The organism is Novipirellula artificiosorum (genome assembly GCF_007860135.1).
Classification (GTDB): domain Bacteria; phylum Planctomycetota; class Planctomycetia; order Pirellulales; family Pirellulaceae; genus Novipirellula_A; species Novipirellula_A artificiosorum.
The window spans coordinates 189,666-206,763 of record NZ_SJPV01000006.1; the positions used below are offsets into that span (position 1 = coordinate 189,666).

At 56.5% G+C, this 17,098-nt stretch carries 14 protein-coding genes; 9 read left to right on the forward strand and 5 right to left on the reverse strand.

The window, feature by feature from the left end; all coding sequences use genetic code 11:
• Positions 1-133: 133 nt before the first annotated feature.
• Positions 134-1,723: a type II and III secretion system protein family protein gene (locus tag Poly41_RS17610; protein ID WP_146528034.1), complete on the forward strand. Its 1,590-nt coding sequence runs from the start codon at positions 134-136 to the stop codon at positions 1,721-1,723.
• A gap of 78 nt (positions 1,724-1,801) precedes the next feature.
• Positions 1,802-3,025, forward strand: coding sequence for a nucleotide-binding protein (locus Poly41_RS17615; RefSeq protein WP_146528035.1), 1,224 nt, complete (start codon positions 1,802-1,804; stop codon positions 3,023-3,025).
• A gap of 37 nt (positions 3,026-3,062) precedes the next feature.
• Here the strand turns inward: Poly41_RS17615 and Poly41_RS17620 are convergent, their stop codons facing one another.
• Positions 3,063-4,541 (reverse strand): leucyl aminopeptidase, encoded by a 1,479-nt coding sequence (locus Poly41_RS17620; protein ID WP_146528036.1) that lies wholly within the window; start codon positions 4,539-4,541, stop codon positions 3,063-3,065.
• Positions 4,542-4,665: 124 nt separating this feature from the next.
• Between Poly41_RS17620 and Poly41_RS17625 the strand changes: the two genes are divergently transcribed.
• The 4 genes from Poly41_RS17625 to Poly41_RS17640 all read left to right on the forward strand — a co-directional run bounded on the left by Poly41_RS17625 (position 4,666) and on the right by Poly41_RS17640 (position 8,762).
• Complete coding sequence (locus Poly41_RS17625; protein WP_146528037.1) at positions 4,666-6,498, forward strand: UbiD family decarboxylase; 1,833 nt, start codon at positions 4,666-4,668, stop codon at positions 6,496-6,498.
• Between the two features lie 173 nt (positions 6,499-6,671).
• The gene (locus tag Poly41_RS17630; RefSeq protein ID WP_146528038.1) at positions 6,672-7,934 is read left to right on the forward strand and encodes a M1 family metallopeptidase; all 1,263 of its coding nucleotides are present in this window, start codon (positions 6,672-6,674) and stop codon (positions 7,932-7,934) included.
• Positions 7,935-8,117: 183 nt separating this feature from the next.
• Positions 8,118-8,216 carry a 50S ribosomal protein bL37 gene (locus Poly41_RS35725; RefSeq protein WP_390621450.1) on the forward strand — a complete coding sequence of 33 codons (99 nt, stop codon included), beginning with the start codon at positions 8,118-8,120 and terminating at the stop codon, positions 8,214-8,216.
• A gap of 24 nt (positions 8,217-8,240) precedes the next feature.
• Positions 8,241-8,762 (forward strand): 3-hydroxyacyl-ACP dehydratase FabZ family protein, encoded by a 522-nt coding sequence (locus tag Poly41_RS17640; protein ID WP_146528040.1) that lies wholly within the window; start codon positions 8,241-8,243, stop codon positions 8,760-8,762.
• Between the two features lie 45 nt (positions 8,763-8,807).
• On the opposite strand, the gene nth is transcribed toward Poly41_RS17640, so the two are convergent.
• Positions 8,808-9,461: an endonuclease III gene (gene nth / locus Poly41_RS17645; protein ID WP_146528041.1), complete on the reverse strand. Its 654-nt coding sequence runs from the start codon at positions 9,459-9,461 to the stop codon at positions 8,808-8,810.
• Positions 9,462-9,730: 269 nt separating this feature from the next.
• On the opposite strand from nth, the gene Poly41_RS17650 reads away from it, so the two are divergent.
• Positions 9,731-12,256, forward strand: a complete 2,526-nt coding sequence (locus Poly41_RS17650; RefSeq protein ID WP_146528042.1) for a U32 family peptidase — start codon at positions 9,731-9,733, stop codon at positions 12,254-12,256.
• Between the two features lie 89 nt (positions 12,257-12,345).
• A complete protein-coding gene (locus Poly41_RS17655) occupies positions 12,346-13,503 on the forward strand; it encodes a M28 family peptidase (RefSeq protein WP_390621446.1) in 1,158 nt (385 codons plus the stop codon).
• Between the two features lie 53 nt (positions 13,504-13,556).
• On the opposite strand, the gene Poly41_RS17660 is transcribed toward Poly41_RS17655, so the two are convergent.
• The gene (locus Poly41_RS17660) at positions 13,557-13,793 is read right to left on the reverse strand and encodes a YgaP family membrane protein (protein ID WP_146528043.1); all 237 of its coding nucleotides are present in this window, start codon (positions 13,791-13,793) and stop codon (positions 13,557-13,559) included.
• A 249-nt stretch (positions 13,794-14,042) separates the two neighbouring features.
• Between Poly41_RS17660 and Poly41_RS17665 the strand changes: the two genes are divergently transcribed.
• Positions 14,043-15,719 carry an FAD-dependent oxidoreductase gene (locus Poly41_RS17665; protein WP_146528044.1) on the forward strand — a complete coding sequence of 559 codons (1,677 nt, stop codon included), beginning with the start codon at positions 14,043-14,045 and terminating at the stop codon, positions 15,717-15,719.
• Here the strand turns inward: Poly41_RS17665 and Poly41_RS17670 are convergent, their stop codons facing one another.
• Both Poly41_RS17670 and Poly41_RS17675 read right to left on the reverse strand, forming a co-directional pair.
• Complete coding sequence (locus tag Poly41_RS17670) at positions 15,720-16,226, reverse strand: GNAT family N-acetyltransferase (RefSeq protein ID WP_146528045.1); 507 nt, start codon at positions 16,224-16,226, stop codon at positions 15,720-15,722.
• Positions 16,227-16,244: 18 nt separating this feature from the next.
• Positions 16,245-17,081 (reverse strand): alpha/beta hydrolase, encoded by an 837-nt coding sequence (locus Poly41_RS17675; protein ID WP_146528046.1) that lies wholly within the window; start codon positions 17,079-17,081, stop codon positions 16,245-16,247.
• Positions 17,082-17,098: the final 17 nt, after the last annotated feature.

Below are 17,098 nucleotides of genomic sequence, written 5' to 3' on the forward strand. Positions count from 1 at the left end.
AACTGTAGCAATACCTGATCTCTCGCCCTTTTGAACCTGAACTGTTACCCGCAACGGCCTGATGAATCTCGGCAAAGCACGGATGCTTTGGCTTGGCTCAACATGGATAGGCCCTCGCAAGGATGCTTTCGCGATGGAAACGAACCGACTGACAGCCAAATTCGCTGCATCTTCGATGCTCGCATTTTGCTTTTTGGTGTCCAGCCCGCTGACAACGACCAACGGTGCTGAACCGGTCCGGTTGACGTCAAGTGAATCGACGGCGAGTCACAGCATCTCACAGTCGGTCGAACGGCTCGAAATGTTGGTCAAGAGTAGCCGTATCTTGACACTTGAAGAACGAATCCCCAAGTTTCAAGTACACAATGAAGAAGTGATTGGTGCGACACCGGTTTCGCAAAACCAAATTCAAGTCTTCGCAAAGACCCCCGGGACCACTCAGCTGAACCTGTGGGATACCAATGACAAGCTCTATACCGTCGATGTAACGGTCACGGCCGACGCGAGGGAAGTCGAAGGTATCTTGGCATCACAATTGCCTTATGCCTCGTTGAAAGTGATGCCAGTCAATGCCAGTGCGATCATTTCAGGTACGGTCACCAGCGTCGATGACGTCGATCGTGCCGTGGCAATCGTCGAACAGTTCTATCCAACCGTGGTCAACAACATTAAGGTCGTCGGTGTCCAGCAGGTGCTGCTGCACACCAAGATCATGGAAGTTTCGCGGACCAAGTTGCGCGATCTCGGTGTCGACTTGACCGTGCTCAGTAACGGCAATTTGTTGATGAACGCACCCGCAAACCTGGCCGATGTTCCCGCTTCGGCATTTGATGGTGTCGGAGCAGCGCGGCTGTTTGAAATCGCTTCCAAAACGGATGGGGCCAACGCACGAATCATGACGGGCAATTTTGATGCATTGATCAAGGCGCTTCGCCAAGATGACTTGCTAAAACTACTCGCCGAACCCACTGTCGTTGCAACCCATGGTCGTCCAGCAAGATTCATCGTGGGTGGGAAGGTCCCCTACATCGTTCCGACGGGGAATGGTGCCGTGACGGTGAACTATGAAGAGTATGGAACAGCCGTTGATTTTCTGCCGTTCGTGGTTGGCCCGGGTCGAATTCGATTGGAAGTCCGCCCGGAAGTTAGCGAAGTCGATACCGCTCGATCGATCATCCGTGACGGAACGCAAGTCTATGCGTTCACGCATCGCTACGTCGAAACCGCAGTGGAAATGCAAGCGGGGCAAACCTTCGCGATTGCGGGTCTGCTACAAAGCCGGACGGAATCGAAACGCCGAGCCACTCCGTTCTTTGGCGAACTGCCGTACATCGGATCCTTGTTCCGACGAGTGGAAGAACGACGCAACGACATCGAATTGCTCGTCACGGTCACTCCCGAAGTCGTCGCAGCCATGGATCCCTTTGAGGTGCCTTGTGGCGGACCGGGTTTGAGTACGGGCAATCCAACCGATTGCGAATTCTACGGCAAAGGATTCATCGAAGTGCCTAACTTGAAGGGCGATGGTACCTGCAACACTTTGAGTCAAGGCGGGTATTGTGCCGATCCGAATCAGGCCGGCTATCCAAGCCAAGGTGGCTACCCACAAGGTTACGATCAACAAGTGCTCGGCGGTCCTCTCTATCCCCCCGGAGCCATTGTCCCCGGAGCCGAACCGATGATTGTCGGCGATGGCGTCACCGTCGTGGCTCCGCAGAACTAGCTAAGCCGGACCGACCGTTTCGAATCGGTCCGATCCAAGCTGATTCTTCATGAATTCAACATCGGTAATAGAATTGCTATGAGTAACGTACTGAGAATTGCCCTCGTCGATCCCAACGACGCAACCCGAGAATCCTTGAAGGGGATGCTCGTGGGGTTAGACACAGTGTGGCTCGAGGCCGACTGTTCCCGCTACGAGTTCTATCCCGACATCATTGAGCAGACCGCGCCGGATGTCGGAGTCGTTGCCCTCGACGCGAATCCCGATAAAGCGATTGAGTTGATTCAGCGGTTGGCATCCGTTGCTCCTGAAACGGCGCTGCTTGCCGTCAGCGAGAATACCGATGGTCATCAGATCTTGAGAACCATTCGCGCGGGGGCCCGTGAATTCCTGACACTCCCGCTGACCCGTGAAGAGTTGGCCAGCACACTTGATCGAATCAGCCACCTCAAATACGGCAGCAGCGAAGGGGGAGCTCGAGTCTGCGAAGTGATTGCGGTTGCGGGTGCGACCGGAGGTGTCGGAACGACCAGCACGGCCGTCAATCTTGGCTGCGTGTTGGCTTCCGATCCACAAAACAGTGTCGCGCTGTTAGACCTTGATTTGGCGCTCGGTGACGCGGACGTGTTTCTCGATTCGATCCCGGACTATACCCTCGCCGATGTCGTCCAAAATGTTTCGCGGCTTGACATTCAGTTACTCAAGCGATCACTGACAAAACACACCAGCGGCTTGTACTTGCTGCCACGACCGGTGGAACTGCATGACACAGAGTCGATCAACGCCGAGAGCATTCGCAAGGTTATCGGCTTGCTCAAGGCGTCGTTCACCCACCTCGTCATCGACTTGTCGAAGACGTACAGCCAAGTGGATTTGGCCGCAATGGAAAATGCGACGCGAGTCTTGTTGGTCACGCAGTTGGATTTGCCCTGTCTGCGCAATGTGGTCCGGTTGATGATGAGTTTCGAAGAGCTGGATAACCTGCACGAAAAAGTCGAAATCGTCGTCAACCGCGCGGGCTTAGATTCGGGTCAGATTAGCTTAAAGAAAGCCAAGGAAACGCTCGGACGAGAGGTTTTTGCCTTGTTGCCAAACGATTATCGCACGATGGTCGAGGTTCGCAACAACGGTGTTCCGCTGATCACGCAGGCCCCCAAGGCTGCGATCACTCAGGCGATCCGCGACTTGGCTGCGAAACTGCAAGACCAGTTGGTGGTGCCAGACGAGAGTGAAGCCAGCCCTGAGAAAGCGGCGACAAGCAAGTGGAAAAAGTTTTGGCCAGGCACGGCGAAAGCAAAGTAGGGCCGCGAAAACGTTTTCCGAAGCTGCGGATAGGCTGTTAACGATTTTCAATCCAGTTCAGTAGCGTCCGTACCATCACTCCGGTTGCTCCGGCGTCACGGTGTGGTTTTGCTGAGTCGGCAAACGCGGGGCCCGCAATGTCGATGTGCACCCAAGGCGTGTCTCCGACAAACTGTTGCAGGAACTTGGCCGCCGTGATCGCGCCACCCCAGCGGCCTTCGCCAACGTTCTTGATGTCGGCAACCTTACTCTTGACCTTCTCGTCGTAAAGATCAAACATCGGCAATTGCCAGACAGGTTCCCCCTCCGATTGCGCTGCGGCCGAAAGCTGATCGCAAATCGATTGTTCGTTGGTCATCAAACCAGCAACTTCGGTCCCCAACGCAACCATGCAGGCCCCCGTGAGCGTTGCCAAATCGACCATCGCCGAAGGGGAAAACTGAACGGCGACATCAAGGGTGTCGGCCAAGACCACGCGCCCTTCGGCATCGGTGTTCAGAATCTCAATCGTGGTTCCCTTTCTGGTTTCAATCACATCGCCAAGTTTATAGCTATCGCCGCTGACCATATTCTCCGCCAACCCGCAGAGACCGATCACGTTGCGTTTGACCCCCAGTCGAGCAATTGCACTCATCACGCCCAACACCGTCGCGGCTCCCGCCATATCACATTTCATATCCGCCATGGACTCACTTGGCTTCAGTGACAGGCCACCACTGTCGAATGTGACTCCTTTGCCAACCAAGGCAATCGGCGGTTCGCTACCACCGCCATGATGCCGAAGGAGGACCAATCGCGGCGGCCGACTCGACCCCGATCCCACCGCCAGGATCGCGCGACACCCTTCCGCTTCCAATCTTGTTTCATCCCACACTTCAACCGACAAACCGACGTCGGCGGCGAGAGCCGTTGCGGCATTCGCAAAACTCTCGGGATAGAGTCTCGACGGCGGTTCGTTGACCCATCGACGTGTCTGCACCATCGAATCCCCCACGATCTTGCCACGCCGAATCGCCTCCTCGTCCAGCCCAGAGAACGCAAGGGTTTTCGGTACCAAGGCTTTGGGATCGGATTGATAGATCGCTTGGTTCTCGCAGGCGTTCAGCGCCCCGGCAACCAAGGCATCATGAGCGGAAGCATCAAAACACTCGGCCATCGCAAACTCGATTCGCCGCTGCAACGGATCGGCGAGAGCCCGTACCGCGGTCGCAGTCAGATCAAATGCATGCGATCGGGTCAGGTCCGCGAGCTTGCCAACTCCCACCATCAGTATGATGGGGGCCCCTGCGGAGAATGGGGAGACCAGCTTGTTGACTTCGCCGCATTTCGCATTGACCAACCCCCGTTCAACGAGCCGGTCGATCCAGCCGTCACCCCAGGCGTTGATTTCATGGAGCGTCGCCGTCCGATCTTCACCCTCGGCAAGACCAACGACCAACACGTCGGCGGACGACTCGGTAATCGATAACTCGAATCGCTCGATGCCGGGGGAAGGAAGGGGAGAGCTTTCAAGCATAGGATCGCAATCGTTCGAACCAGTGGAGCGGAAGTAAAAACGGGGTGGTTAGTCTAAGCCGCCAACGCCGGTTATCCTAGAGCGTTGCCGAAACGAAGCATAAAGCCCCTCCGAGAGTAAACTTTTGAAACACCGAAGCACCCGAGACGTGGTCGACGACTTGCGAGCCGCTGGCCGTTTGATCGAGGTCGATGACCCGGTGGATCCCAATCTCGAAATCGCTGAAATCCAACGCCGCGTGTACGCCAACGGTGGGCCGGCGGTCTTGTTCCGCAACGTCCATGGGACCCGTTTTCCGATGGCGGCCAACCTGTTTGGATCGCTCGAACAGGCCCGGTTTTTGTTTCGGCATACCTTAGAAGCGGTTCGTCGTTTGATTGAGATCAAAGTGGATCCCTCGGCGCTGCCGAAGCGTCCGTTTCGCTACGCCGCTCTGCCTTTGACGGCGCTGCACACCTTGCCGGCAAAAACGTCTCGCGGACCGGTGAAAACGCACTCCTGCAGTCTTTCCGACTTGCCAAGGCTGAAAAGTTGGCCCAAGGATGGCGGGGGATTCATCACCCTCCCCCAAGTGCTCAGTTGCGATCCAGTAGCGCCCGACGATTTGATGCGAACCAACTTGGGGATGTACCGAATTCAATTGTCAGGAAATGAATATGCGACGAACCAACAAGTAGGCCTGCACTACCAATTGCAGCGAGGCATCGGCGTTCATCATCGTTCGGCACTCAATCGTGGTGACAAGGTTCGGGTTGCCATCACGGTGGGCGGGGCCCCCGCGATGACCGTTGCGGCGGTCATGCCGTTGCCAGAAGGTCTTACCGAATTGATCTTTGCTGGCGCGCTTGCCGGACGACGCATTCGCATGATTCGTGGGGACCATGCACCGCTGTATGCCGATGCCGATTTCGCGATTCTTGGCAGCATTGACCCCCACCAAACCATGCCCGAGGGTCCGTTTGGCGACCACTTGGGTTACTACAGCCTGCAACACCCGGCTCCGGTCATGACGGTGGACCAGGTCTGGCATCGTGACGGCGCGATCTGGCCCTTCACGGTCGTCGGTCGACCGCCCCAAGAAGACACCACCTTTGGCCAACTGATCCACGAGCTCACCGACCCGATCATCCCCGACGTGATCCCAGGAGTGAAGGCCGTTCATGCCGTCGACGCTGCCGGCGTGCATCCCTTGTTGCTGGCGATCGGCAGCGAACGGTACATGCCGTTCCTGAATGCCTCGGAACCACAGGAGTTGCTGATTCAAGCCAACGCGATTTTGGGTAATGGTCAATTGTCGCTCGCCAAGTATCTGTGGATCACCGACGACCCCGACGGCAAGCTGGACATTCACGATGTCCAGCGGTTCTTGCAGCAGATGCTCCGGCGAGTCGATTGGCGTCGCGACTTGCATTTCTATACCAAGACCACGATCGACACGCTTGATTACAGCGGCACAGGATGGAACCGTGGCTCGAAAGTGGCGATCGCAGCATGTGGTCCAGCGATCCGAGAGCTCCCCTCACAGCTTCCAAGCGAGTATTCCCTGCCGGACGGGTTTGCCCAGCCGCGAGTGGTTTTTTCGGGCGTGTTGGCGGTCCAATCTCCCCGATTTGCCACTGACGAAAACCGTGCTGACATCGAACGGTTGGCCCATTGGATGCACCAAGATGATCGGCTCAATGAGTTTCCACTGGTCACGTTGGTCGACGACAGCCGTTTTGCCGCCGCGAACTTGGGCAATTGGCTGTGGACGACGTTCACTCGAAGCAATCCCGCGACCGACATTGAGGGTGTTCGGTCGGCGGTCGTTGACAAGCATTGGGGCTGCCACGGCCCGTTGCTGATCGATGCAAGAGTGAAACCTTGGCACGCACCCCCGTTGATCGAAGATGCTGCAACGACCGCGAAAGTCGATGCCCGCGCGACAAGAGGGGGACCGCTAGCAAAATACCTGTAGCCGCTGGCGGTATTCAGGCAGCTCAGGCTGCTTTCGAAAGTTGCAGCGTGACGCCTGTCGCTCGGGTTCGAGGGGATTTTCGATTATTCGTCTTTCTCCCAGCGATGCTCTTCCCCTAGACTGCCTGCTCGAAGGACTCGAGAGAATCAACCGAACCAGCGGGAGTTTACGGCATGGAAGCCGGATCAAAATTACGTCGTTGTCTGTTCGCAGTCACCATAGGGGTGCTGGGGACTTGGTTGGCTGGATCATCGGATGCCGCCGACTTTCGAACCCGAAATTTCATTATCCAGGCGCCCAACGCACAGCTTGCTCGCGCGGTTGGCGATGCGGCCGAGCGATACCGCAGCGATTTGGCCTCCTACTGGCTCGGCAATCCGCTGCCACCGTGGCCGACGCCCTGTCCGGTCCGCGTGGTCGCCGGTGCGAACTTGGCTGCCCAAGGGGTAACGACCTACAACCGCTCGCCGGTTCGCGATTTTCAAATGGAGGTCGTCGGCACGCCAGAACGCATTCTCGACAGCGTATTGCCACACGAAGTGACTCACACGATCTTGGCCACCCATTTTGGTCAACCGTTGCCTCGATGGGCCGATGAGGGAATTTGTACCACGGTCGAACATCGCTCCGAAAAACAGAAGCACGAGACCAAGCTGCGAGAATTTCTGCGAACGCAACGCGGAATTCCCATGAACAAGCTGTTCCTCTTGACCGAGTACCCTGGCGACGTGTTGCCAATGTATGCCCAAGGCTATTCGGTGTGCAGCTTTCTGATCGATCAGCAAGGGCCGCGTTCGTTTATCAACTTCTTGCATGATTACGTGCAGCACCGATCTTGGACCGCAAATATCCGCAAGCACTACGGGTACGAATCGCTCGCGGAGCTCCAAGACTATTGGCTTTCTTGGGTTGCCGCCGGCAGCGGTCCTTCGGCCCAATTTGCCAAGAACAACCAGAATCTCGCTTCGGATCCGAGCAAGGTTGCCTTGGCATCGGCCAATCCGGTCGTCCAGGCTCAACATCAGACGCCAGCCGAAGCGATCACTCGGTCGGTTGACGGCCCAGCGACGGCCTTGGCAAGCGCTCAGCCAACGGGATGGTACTTGCGGCAAAAAATGGGGGTTGCTGACGCTCCCGCGGGGACTCCTCCGGCAGCTGCTTCCGAGCCAGTGGCTTCAGGTCGCTTGGCATCGGAGGACCGACTCATGCCTCCATCGGTCCGCAACAGCACGCTGTATTCGGCCGCTCAGCCACAGCAGGAGCAATCGATGAGCCGGTCCGGAATCGCGTTTCGACCGGCCGTGGCGGAAAACGCAAAGGAAAATGCGACTGCCGTGAAACCGACGATTGATGCTGCCGATCTCCAATCGATCCGAATCGATGCGTTGCAGGGCCAAGCGGATCGGTGGTATCAAAAAAAGACCATTTGGCGATAGTTTTCCCTCCATTTGCTCACGATTTTTTCTCTGCGGGAATCCAAGAACCCTGTTTCTTGCGACTACCGCAATGCCGTCGAACATGCTATTTTCTTCAGTTCGAAGGTCCGCCGAGCGGATCGCCCCGACCACAAGCGGCTTGCTTCGGTCGTTGTTCCCCCATCTGAAATGACGTCAGGATTCATGGCTAAACCACAACATAAACTGAAAAAAGCGAATCACGGGCAGCGCCCCGCCAGTGCAAAAGCACGCAAGGCCAAACGCAAAAAGATCAAGACCTAATCCCCTTTCCGTTAGCACGAATCTGTGACGAAAAGCGACTTCATTTTCGATCTTGACCGCTTGGATTTCGAGAATCCCATCGCGGATACCGAGGCGATCCATAGGCTCATTCCGCAACGCTTTGAGATGGCGCAGGTCACCGCTATCCTGGCCGAGGATGTCGATCGCTTGGCGTGTGTTGGCTACAAGGATGTGACCGAAGACGAGTTTTGGATTCGCGGCCATATGCCCGGAATGCCGATCATGCCTGGTGTGATCCAGCTCGAGGCGGTGGCCCAGTTGGCGAGCTACTTTGCTCAACGGCACGATCTGCTGGGAACCGAAATGGTTGGCTTTGGTGGCCTCGATGAGGTCCGTTTTCGCGGCATTGTCAATCCAGGCGATTGTTTGATCTTGATGATCGAATTGATCAAGCTGCGCCGTGGAAGGATGATTGTGGCCCGATTCCAAGGAGCCGTCGACAATAAGTTGGTGATCGACGGGGTTTTGCGTGGCATCCCCATTCCGGTCGAGATGGTCAAGCAACAATTGGATCGCCGTCCCTAGGCTGAGCGTGCGATGCATCGCAACGCTCACTCGCGAACGATTTCGCTACGCTTTCCGCGAAACCACGGGGCTTTTTCGCTGCGGATAGAGCTCGCGACACAGCCCACATTTCATGCCATCGCAGCCTCGTGCGGTACAGTGTTCGCGGCCGTAGTAGATGATTTGAAGATGGAGATCGTTCCAGCATGCTTGCGGGAATAGCTTTTTCAAGTCTTGCTCGGTTTCGACGACGTTCTTTCCACGGGTCAATCCCCACCGCTGAGCAAGTCGATGAATATGGGTATCAACCGGAAATGCAGGCACACCGAACGCTTGAGCCATTACGACGCTGGCGGTCTTGTGTCCCACACCGGCAAGCGATTCGAGTTGTTCAAGGGTCCTCGGAACCTGACCGCCATGCTCATCGACCAGACGCTGCGAAAGCCGAGTCAGGTTCTTGGATTTCGAGTTGGATAGCCCAATCGGCCGAATGATTCGTAAGATTTCTTGCTCGCCAAGCTCCACCATTTGCTCCGCCGTCGCTGCGGCAGCAAACAATTCCGGCGTCACCTCATTCACCTTCTTGTCGGTGCACTGAGCGCTCAACAAAACCGCCACCAGCAAAGTAAACTCATCGGTGTGGTCCAGCGGGATCGGCGGATGAGGATACAATTCCCCAAGCCGCCGCAACACAAGATCGGCACGCTGCTGTTTGTTCACGGTTTTCGTGGTCCCATTCGCGAAGGCGTTCAATTAGCCCCGTGTCCTGGCGGGGCCCGTTCTGCAACGGACCCCGTTATCGTAGCGGACCCCGTTATCGTAGCGGACCCCGTTATCGTAGCGGACCCCGTTATCGTAGCGGACCCCGTTATCGTAGCGGACCCCGTTATCGTAGCGGACCCCGTTATCGTAGCGGACCCCGTCCCTCTGTCGATTCGGTGTGTCGAAAACCGTTTCCCAGATCCGTGATTGCTTGTCATACTTGGCTCATGAACCCAACTCCGAGACTGCCAGCCAGCCGATCCATTGAACTTCTTGCTCCAGCGGGTGATTGGGAATGTGCGCGTGCTGCCGTCGAGAACGGAGCCGATGCAATCTACTTTGGGCTCGATTGTGGCTTCAATGCTCGCGTGCGAGCTAAGAATTTTGGTCTTCCCGACCTTCCCGATCTAATGAGTTGGCTCCGCACGCGAGGTGTTCGCGGCTATGTAACGATGAACACGTTGGCATTCCCGTCGGAATTGCCCCCCCTTATCGGAGTGATTGAATCGGTCGCAGCTTCGGGGGTCGATGCCGTGTTGATTCAAGACTTTGGCGTCGCCAGGATCGTCCATGCGATCTGCCCCGAGCTCGAGATTCATGCGTCGACTCAAATGAGTCTTTCGAGTGCCGAAACCATCGAAGTCGCTTCCGACTTGGGGTTGTCGCGTGTGGTGCTGGCACGCGAGCTTTCGATCGCCGAAATCCGAAAGATCACGGCAGCGACCCACATGCCCGTGGAGTGCTTCATTCACGGCGCGTTGTGCGTCGCGTACAGTGGTCAGTGCTTGACGAGCGAATCACTTGGCGGTCGTAGCGCCAATCGTGGGCATTGTGCCCAAGCGTGTCGGTTGCCGTACGAACTTGTCGTGGATGGTGAAGACCGCGACCTCGGTGAAGTTCGCTATCTACTCAGCCCTCAAGACTTAGCGGGCTATGCCGCGATTCCCGACATGATCGATGCCGGGGTGGCTTCACTCAAAATCGAAGGTCGCTTGAAGACCGCAGAGTACGTCGCAAATATCACAGGTCACTACCGCACCGCGATTGATGATGCGATTCAGACCGGTGCGGTGCACGTCGACGATGTGGCACGCCGTGAGATGGAGTTGTCGTTTTCACGTGGCTTTTCTCCCGGTTGGATTGAGGGCAACGATCATAAACGACTTGTGCCCGGTGACCACAGCGCCAAACGAGGCATTCGACTGGGGGCGATTCTCGATTGCAAGTCCGACCGAATACTTGTTCACGTTGATGCTCCGGTAACACTTGGCGATGGATTGGCCATTGAAGTCCAGCAGGGAGAATTTCAAGGCGGCCGGATCTATTCGCTTGAAACGGGTCGTGGCCAACGATTCGATTCGGTCGAAGCTGACACCGACGTATGGATTGGATTTGGACGCGGTGAAATCGAGTGGCAACGGGTTCAGCGTGGTGATCTGGTTTTCAAAAACGATGATCCAAAGCTAAACCGTCGTTTGCGTCAGAGTTTCGCTGGCGAAGACCCGCAAAGTCGTCAACCGATCGACATGGTGATCGGTGCGGAGGCAGGAAAGACGCTGCAGCTCTCGGCGACGACAAGCGGTGGGATCACCGTTAGCGTCTCGGGCGACCAAGTGCTCGAAAAGGCGAACAAGCATCCTGCCAATGCAGCGAGGCTGCGAGAAAAAATGGAGCGACTCGGTGGGACCTCCTTTGAACTTCGCTCGCTCAAAGCAACAATCACAGGCGAACCGATGGTGCCGGCCAGTTTGCTGAATCAACTGCGACGGACTTTAACCGATGCGTTGACCCTGCGGCTGAGGCAACCGCCGGTTCGGACGATCGACGCCGAAGCGGGGCGTGTTTTGCTCGCCCCCCTGCCACGGTCGGTCGACGAAGTGATAACGCCATCCAAACCTCAGTTGGTTGTGCTGTGCCGAACGCTTGAGCAAATAGAGGCGGTCGCCTCTAGCGATGTCGATTGGATCTATACCGACCTGCATGATGTTCGCCACTATCGAGATGCAGTACAGATCGCGCACCAACACCATGCCAAGATTGGCATTGCGAACGTTCGGATTCAGAAACCAGGCGAAATGGGACTTTTGCGTGTCCTCCGGCGACTCGATGCGGATTGCTTTCTGGTTCGAAACTTGGCAGCGGTTGGCTACCTCAAAACACTTGGTAAACCGCTGGTGGCCGATTTCTCACTCAACACGGCTAACCATCGCTCGGCCGAGTGGTTGATGGACCTTGGTGTGCAGCGAGTGACCGCGTCGTATGACCTGAATCGTGATCAACTGATGGACTTGGTCGACTCAGCCCGGCCGACAGATTTGGAAATCGTGATCCACCAGCACATGCCCATGTTCCACATGGAGCATTGCGTTTTCTGTAGCGTGCTGTCGCCCGGCACCAACAAGACGAATTGTGGGCGCCCCTGTGATCGCCACGTCGTGACACTGCGAGATCGTGTCGGGGCGGAGCATCCGCTGCAAGCCGACGTCGCCTGTCGCAACACCCTGTACAATGCAACCGCGCAAAGCGGATCCGAGATCGTCGCCGATTTAATTCGCAAAGGCATTCGCTGGTTTCGCGTCGAGTTGCTCGAACAAAACGCGAAGGAATCGCAACAAACGATCGCGACCTACCGGCAACTGCTTGCGGGCGAATTGTCGGGCAGCGAAGTTTGGCGAAGATTGCAAGCAACCAACCGCCTCGGCGTGACCCGTGGAACCCTTGAATCAAAGCGGAATCCGCTTGCGATACTCTAAAACCGATGTTTCAAAAACGGTGAAGGGTGTCGTGTGACCGAACTGTGGTGATTTACAACGGATCAACTTTCAATAAATTGGATGGCTTCATGCTCAGCAGTACTGAGAATCAATCACAAACCCATGCAGCTGATTTGCTCGCCAAGCCTCCATCCCCTCACAAGTCTCGATTGATGAGCAAGACCATCAAAAGTCACTCCAAAGCGTCGCCAAAGGCTCACTCCACGATCCCTGTCGCACCCGATGCGGCGCTTCGTCAATGGTTGATACGAATCATTGTGCTGCTTGGCTTGGTGATCGTGTCGCTAGTGTTCGCGATGGCGTTGGGGATTTTTGATCGTGGAGGCGTTCAGATCGAAAGCCCAACGCTGCGAGCCATCCCTGATCGCTACGACGAGCAGCGGGTATTCGGTTACTTGGTCGATCTCTGCGAAATCGGTCCACGAGCCTCCGGTTCAACGGGGATGGAAAAACAACAAGCGATGCTAACCCAGTTTTTTCGCAATTGCGGCGCGGCGGTTCAGATGCAAACGTTTGAAATTCGCCATCCCCAAGATGGCTCGAACGTCGAACTTGGAAACCTGATGGCGCGATGGAATCCAGCGCAGCAGAACCGTTATCTGTTCTGCGCCCATTACGACACACGTCCGTTCCCAGATCAAGACCGTCGAAATCCAAGAGGAGTGTTTGTGGGGGCAAATGATGGAGCAAGCGGGACCGCAGCACTGATGGAATTGGCGAACCAGTTCGATGATTTGCCAACTGAGATCGGAGTCGACATCGTCCTCTTCGACGGCGAAGAATTTGTTTTTGAACAGGGACGAGATGACTACTTTCTGGGCTCGACTTTCTTCGCTGAGAAAATCGCTGCCGAAACCGATGAAAGTCCCTACGCCGCTGGAATCCTGCTCGATATGATTGGCGACAAGGAGCTGAAGATTTACTATGAAACCAACAGTCTGAAATACGCTCGCGATGTCGCCGTTGGAGTCTGGCGAGTCGCCAAGAAACTTGGGGTCCGAGCGTTTGTGGATCGGCCACGACACACCATCCAGGACGACCACCTTCCGTTGAACCAAATCGCCAAAATCCCTACCATCGACCTGATCGATTTTGATTACCCTCGCCCAGGGTTCGGAGCACCGGCCTATTGGCACACCGAGCAAGACATCCCCGAAAATTGCAGCGGAAAATCGATGGCTGCGGTCGTCTGGGTGCTCCACCAATGGCTGCTCGAGCAGCGATAGCATTGTCGAGACGGCGACATTTGATCACGGCCTTCCACTCGAATGCACCGTGGTTACACCTGATGGTTCCAGGGCATTTTGCTCAACAACATTCCCATGCCACAGGTGTTCGATAGACCTGCGAAGGTGAGCCCTGCACCCACAAAGATAAAAATCCCCGCGAAGTAGGAGTGAACCGTCAACGCCAAAACTGCACCGGCAAGAATCAGCGAGCCGGCAACGATTCGAACTTGGCGGTCTAACGAAATCGTCCGTCGGGTTGTCGACGTTTCACATTTTTCGGTATTCATGTTCGGTAGTATAGCGACACCCCCTCGATCTTCGTAGCCATGTCACTCGACTTGAAATGCGTCCGACGACCGGGAATCATACCTGCGGTCCTACCGGTTGTGGGGCTCCATCCGCCAAAACCATGGCGGGTGGGCTTTTCAAAAAATTATTAACTCGATATATCACTAGGATACGATATATAGGCCTGCGGGCCTCGGCGCGGGACGATTTGATCCGCTAGCAACCTCTTCGATTTAGGAATCAGCAAAATGGCAGTAAACAAGAGTGACCCTCGGACGATTGTGGTTGTTGGCGGAGTCGCAGGCGGCGCGTCAGCGGCAACCCGCGCTCGGCGCATGAACGAGCAGGCAGAGATCATTTTGCTGGAAAAGGATCGCGATGTTTCTTTTGCCAATTGTGGACTTCCCTATCACATCGGTGGGGAGATCGCGGATCGTTCGGCGTTGGTGGTCGCGTCGGCCGAATTTCTTCGGCGTCGCTTTCGGCTGGACGTTCGGACGCAACACGAGGTCATCGCGATCGATCGGTCCGAGAAGAAGGTGGAAGTGCGGCGAGCGGATACGGGTGAGTCGCTGTCGATCCCTTATGACAAGTTGATTCTCGCGCCTGGGGCATCCCCCCTTCACCCCCCGATTCCAGGTGCCGACGCCTCGAACGTCTTGACGCTTCGTAATCTCGACGACATGGACCGGATCAAAGCGATCGTCGATGCGGACTCGACCCGCCGAACGGTTGTGGTCGGCGCTGGATATGTTGGCCTCGAAATGGTCGAGCAATTGGTGGAACGAAGCATCGAGGTGTCGCTTGTTGAACTGCAACGGCAAGTTCTGCCGCTGCTTGACCCTGAAATGGCCGAACCGATCGCGGCAGAGGCCAGCGGAAAGGGGGTGCAGCTTTTTCTTGGCCGTGGGGTTTCCGAGATCGTCACCGATGAAAATGCGAGGGCAGTCGCGGTCATCCTGGGCGATGGCACGCGCATCGATACTGATTTAGTTGTGTTAGGGATCGGCGTTCGTCCGAACGTGAAGTTGGCAGTCGACGCTGGATTGGAACTTGGCGAAACCGGCGGGATCTTGACCAACGAGTTCATGCAGACGAGTGATCCCGAGATCTACGCCGTGGGCGATGCTTGTGAATACGTTTACGGCCCAACCGGAAAACGGATGCGAATTGCTCTTGCCGGCCCTGCCAATCGTGCCGGTCGCTTGGCCGGTCAACATGCGGCTACCGACCACAGCGATCCGATGCCGCCGGTTCAGGGGACTTCGGTGGTACGCGTGTTTGAGTGCAGCGCCGCCAGCACGGGGATGACGCGTGGTTTCGCAAAACGGTTTGGAATCGCCGCCAACAGCGTCACGATCATCGCCAAGCATCACGCTGGCTATTTCCCAGGTGCGGAAATGATGACCTTGAAATTGGTGTACGATCCTGAAACCGAAAAAATCCTTGGCGCCCAAGCCGTCGGTGGCGAAGGAGTCGACAAGCGAATCGACGTCATTGCAACCGCGATGCAATTTGGCGGTACGGTTCGGCAATTGGCAGGAGTCGATCTGTGTTACGCTCCGCCGTTTGGTTCGGCCAAGGATCCGGTGCATATGGCAGCCTTTGCGGCCTGCAACCAATTGGACCAAATCACAGAATTTGATGAGTTCGATGCGGACCTCACCGGCAAACAGGTCGTCGATGTTCGGACCCTTGGCGAAGTCGAAAAATCGCCTTTGGTCGAGGTCAGCAGCGTCATCCACATTCCGGTCGACGAGTTGCGTGATCGAATCTTGGAATTGGATTCTGCGATCGAAACCGTGGTCACCTGTGCGGTCGGAGTTCGCGGACACATCGCGGCGAGAATTCTGAAGCAAAGTGGATTCAATGTATCCAATCTGTCGGGCGGTGCAACCATTCGCAACCGCGCCATGAAAGAGTAGCTAGCCGAAAACCTTCTGCAAGATCACGACGTCGACCCAACGATCTTCCATCCGTCCAATGGCGCGTTGGGTGCCCACAAGCTCGTAGCCATGCCGGTAATGGAACGCGAGACTGCGTTGGTTGTTGGCGATGATTCGTGCCACCGCGTGGTGCAGGTTGCAGGTCACGCAGTGCCGATGAATCCGCTGTTGCAGTTGATCGGCAATCCCGCGACCTGCGACTTCCGCGATCATGTAGATCGCCGTTTCGCAACTGAAGCGGTACCCGTATCGTTCGCTGTAGCGACGCGCACAGGCCCAACCGACGATTTTGTCGTTCGTTTCCGCCACATACCATCCGTCGGGTGCTGATGCATTGATCCGGGTGCTGATCGCGCTGACCGTCTGGTGCGCACCATCAAACGTGGCTCCGCCCAGATCGACGTAGTGGTTGTAGATCGCAGCAACTTGCTCAGCGTCACGAGAGGTTGCTTTACGAATGGCGACGTTCGACTCGGAGGATTGCATCGCTGGAAGCCTTGCTCGTCAGGTGGTGAGAATGGAAAGGCCGTTTTGCTGGCACAGCCACGCGATCGCGCCGCGAATGCTTGCTTGATGCTCTTCATCGATCAGCCCATCGTGGCTAAGGCCGCGAAGAGGAACCAGTCGCTGAGGACCGCCATACACGGCGCGGATCCGTTGCTGCATCTCCGGTGGAACTAACGTATCACGCTCGCTTTGCAGGAATACCGCCGGCACGTGAACACGGGGTGCGGTGTGCAGTGCGTTCATCGAGGACGCCAATTGATCGACCACCGGATCGATCAGCCGACCGAGCGGATAGGCTGCAGCAACGCGGCGCACCACCTGATCAATCGGAGGCGGGTTTCGCAGCATCAATCCTGCGGGTGGCTGCTCCGCCACGGCGGCGACATGAAGCGCCGTGACGCAGCCGAGACTATTTCCACACAGCCAAATCGGCGGCAACGCATTGCGGTATCGCTCGGTAACTTGTTGGTAGAAATCGACGCTGGCATCGGCGATCCCTCCCAAGGTCGCACGACCGGCACTGCGACCATATCCGGGCGGGTTCCAAGTCCAAACGTGAACGCGGCGACGGTCCAACGATTCCGCAGGGAACGGCGTCGACCGCTCTGCACGACCGGCCGTTCCTGGGAACTTCAAGATCAGCAAATCCGCGGACTCGGTGGAATCGTCACGATGCGGGCCAAGAGGGCGATGCAAAAACGTTTCCAAGGGACCGCCACTCGTTGACAACATCACACGTTCTTGGGCACCGTGATCGACCCAATCACGCGTCGGCCGCAACACAAGTCGGTCGAGCAGGTAGCTTCGGAATCGATGGATTGGTCGATGCAACATGGCATTCCCAGGCGGTT

Bases quoted from the DNA above. Each gene is read 5' to 3' on its own strand.
- Poly41_RS17670 (WP_146528045.1), bottom strand. From the start codon at position 16,226: ATGCAATCCTCCGAGTCGAACGTCGCCATTCGTAAAGCAACCTCTCGT.
- Poly41_RS17610 (WP_146528034.1), top strand. From the start codon at position 134: ATGGAAACGAACCGACTGACAGCCAAATTCGCTGCATCTTCGATGCTC.
- Poly41_RS17620 (WP_146528036.1), bottom strand. From the start codon at position 4,541: ATGCTTGAAAGCTCTCCCCTTCCTTCCCCCGGCATCGAGCGATTCGAG.
- Poly41_RS35725 (WP_390621450.1), top strand. From the start codon at position 8,118: ATGGCTAAACCACAACATAAACTGAAAAAAGCGAATCACGGGCAGCGC.
- Poly41_RS17660 (WP_146528043.1), bottom strand. From the start codon at position 13,793: ATGAATACCGAAAAATGTGAAACGTCGACAACCCGACGGACGATTTCG.
- Poly41_RS17665 (WP_146528044.1), top strand. From the start codon at position 14,043: ATGGCAGTAAACAAGAGTGACCCTCGGACGATTGTGGTTGTTGGCGGA.
- Poly41_RS17630 (WP_146528038.1), top strand. From the start codon at position 6,672: ATGGAAGCCGGATCAAAATTACGTCGTTGTCTGTTCGCAGTCACCATA.
- Poly41_RS17675 (WP_146528046.1), bottom strand. From the start codon at position 17,081: ATGTTGCATCGACCAATCCATCGATTCCGAAGCTACCTGCTCGACCGA.
- Poly41_RS17615 (WP_146528035.1), top strand. From the start codon at position 1,802: ATGAGTAACGTACTGAGAATTGCCCTCGTCGATCCCAACGACGCAACC.
- Poly41_RS17650 (WP_146528042.1), top strand. From the start codon at position 9,731: ATGAACCCAACTCCGAGACTGCCAGCCAGCCGATCCATTGAACTTCTT.
- Poly41_RS17655 (WP_390621446.1), top strand. From the start codon at position 12,346: ATGCTCAGCAGTACTGAGAATCAATCACAAACCCATGCAGCTGATTTG.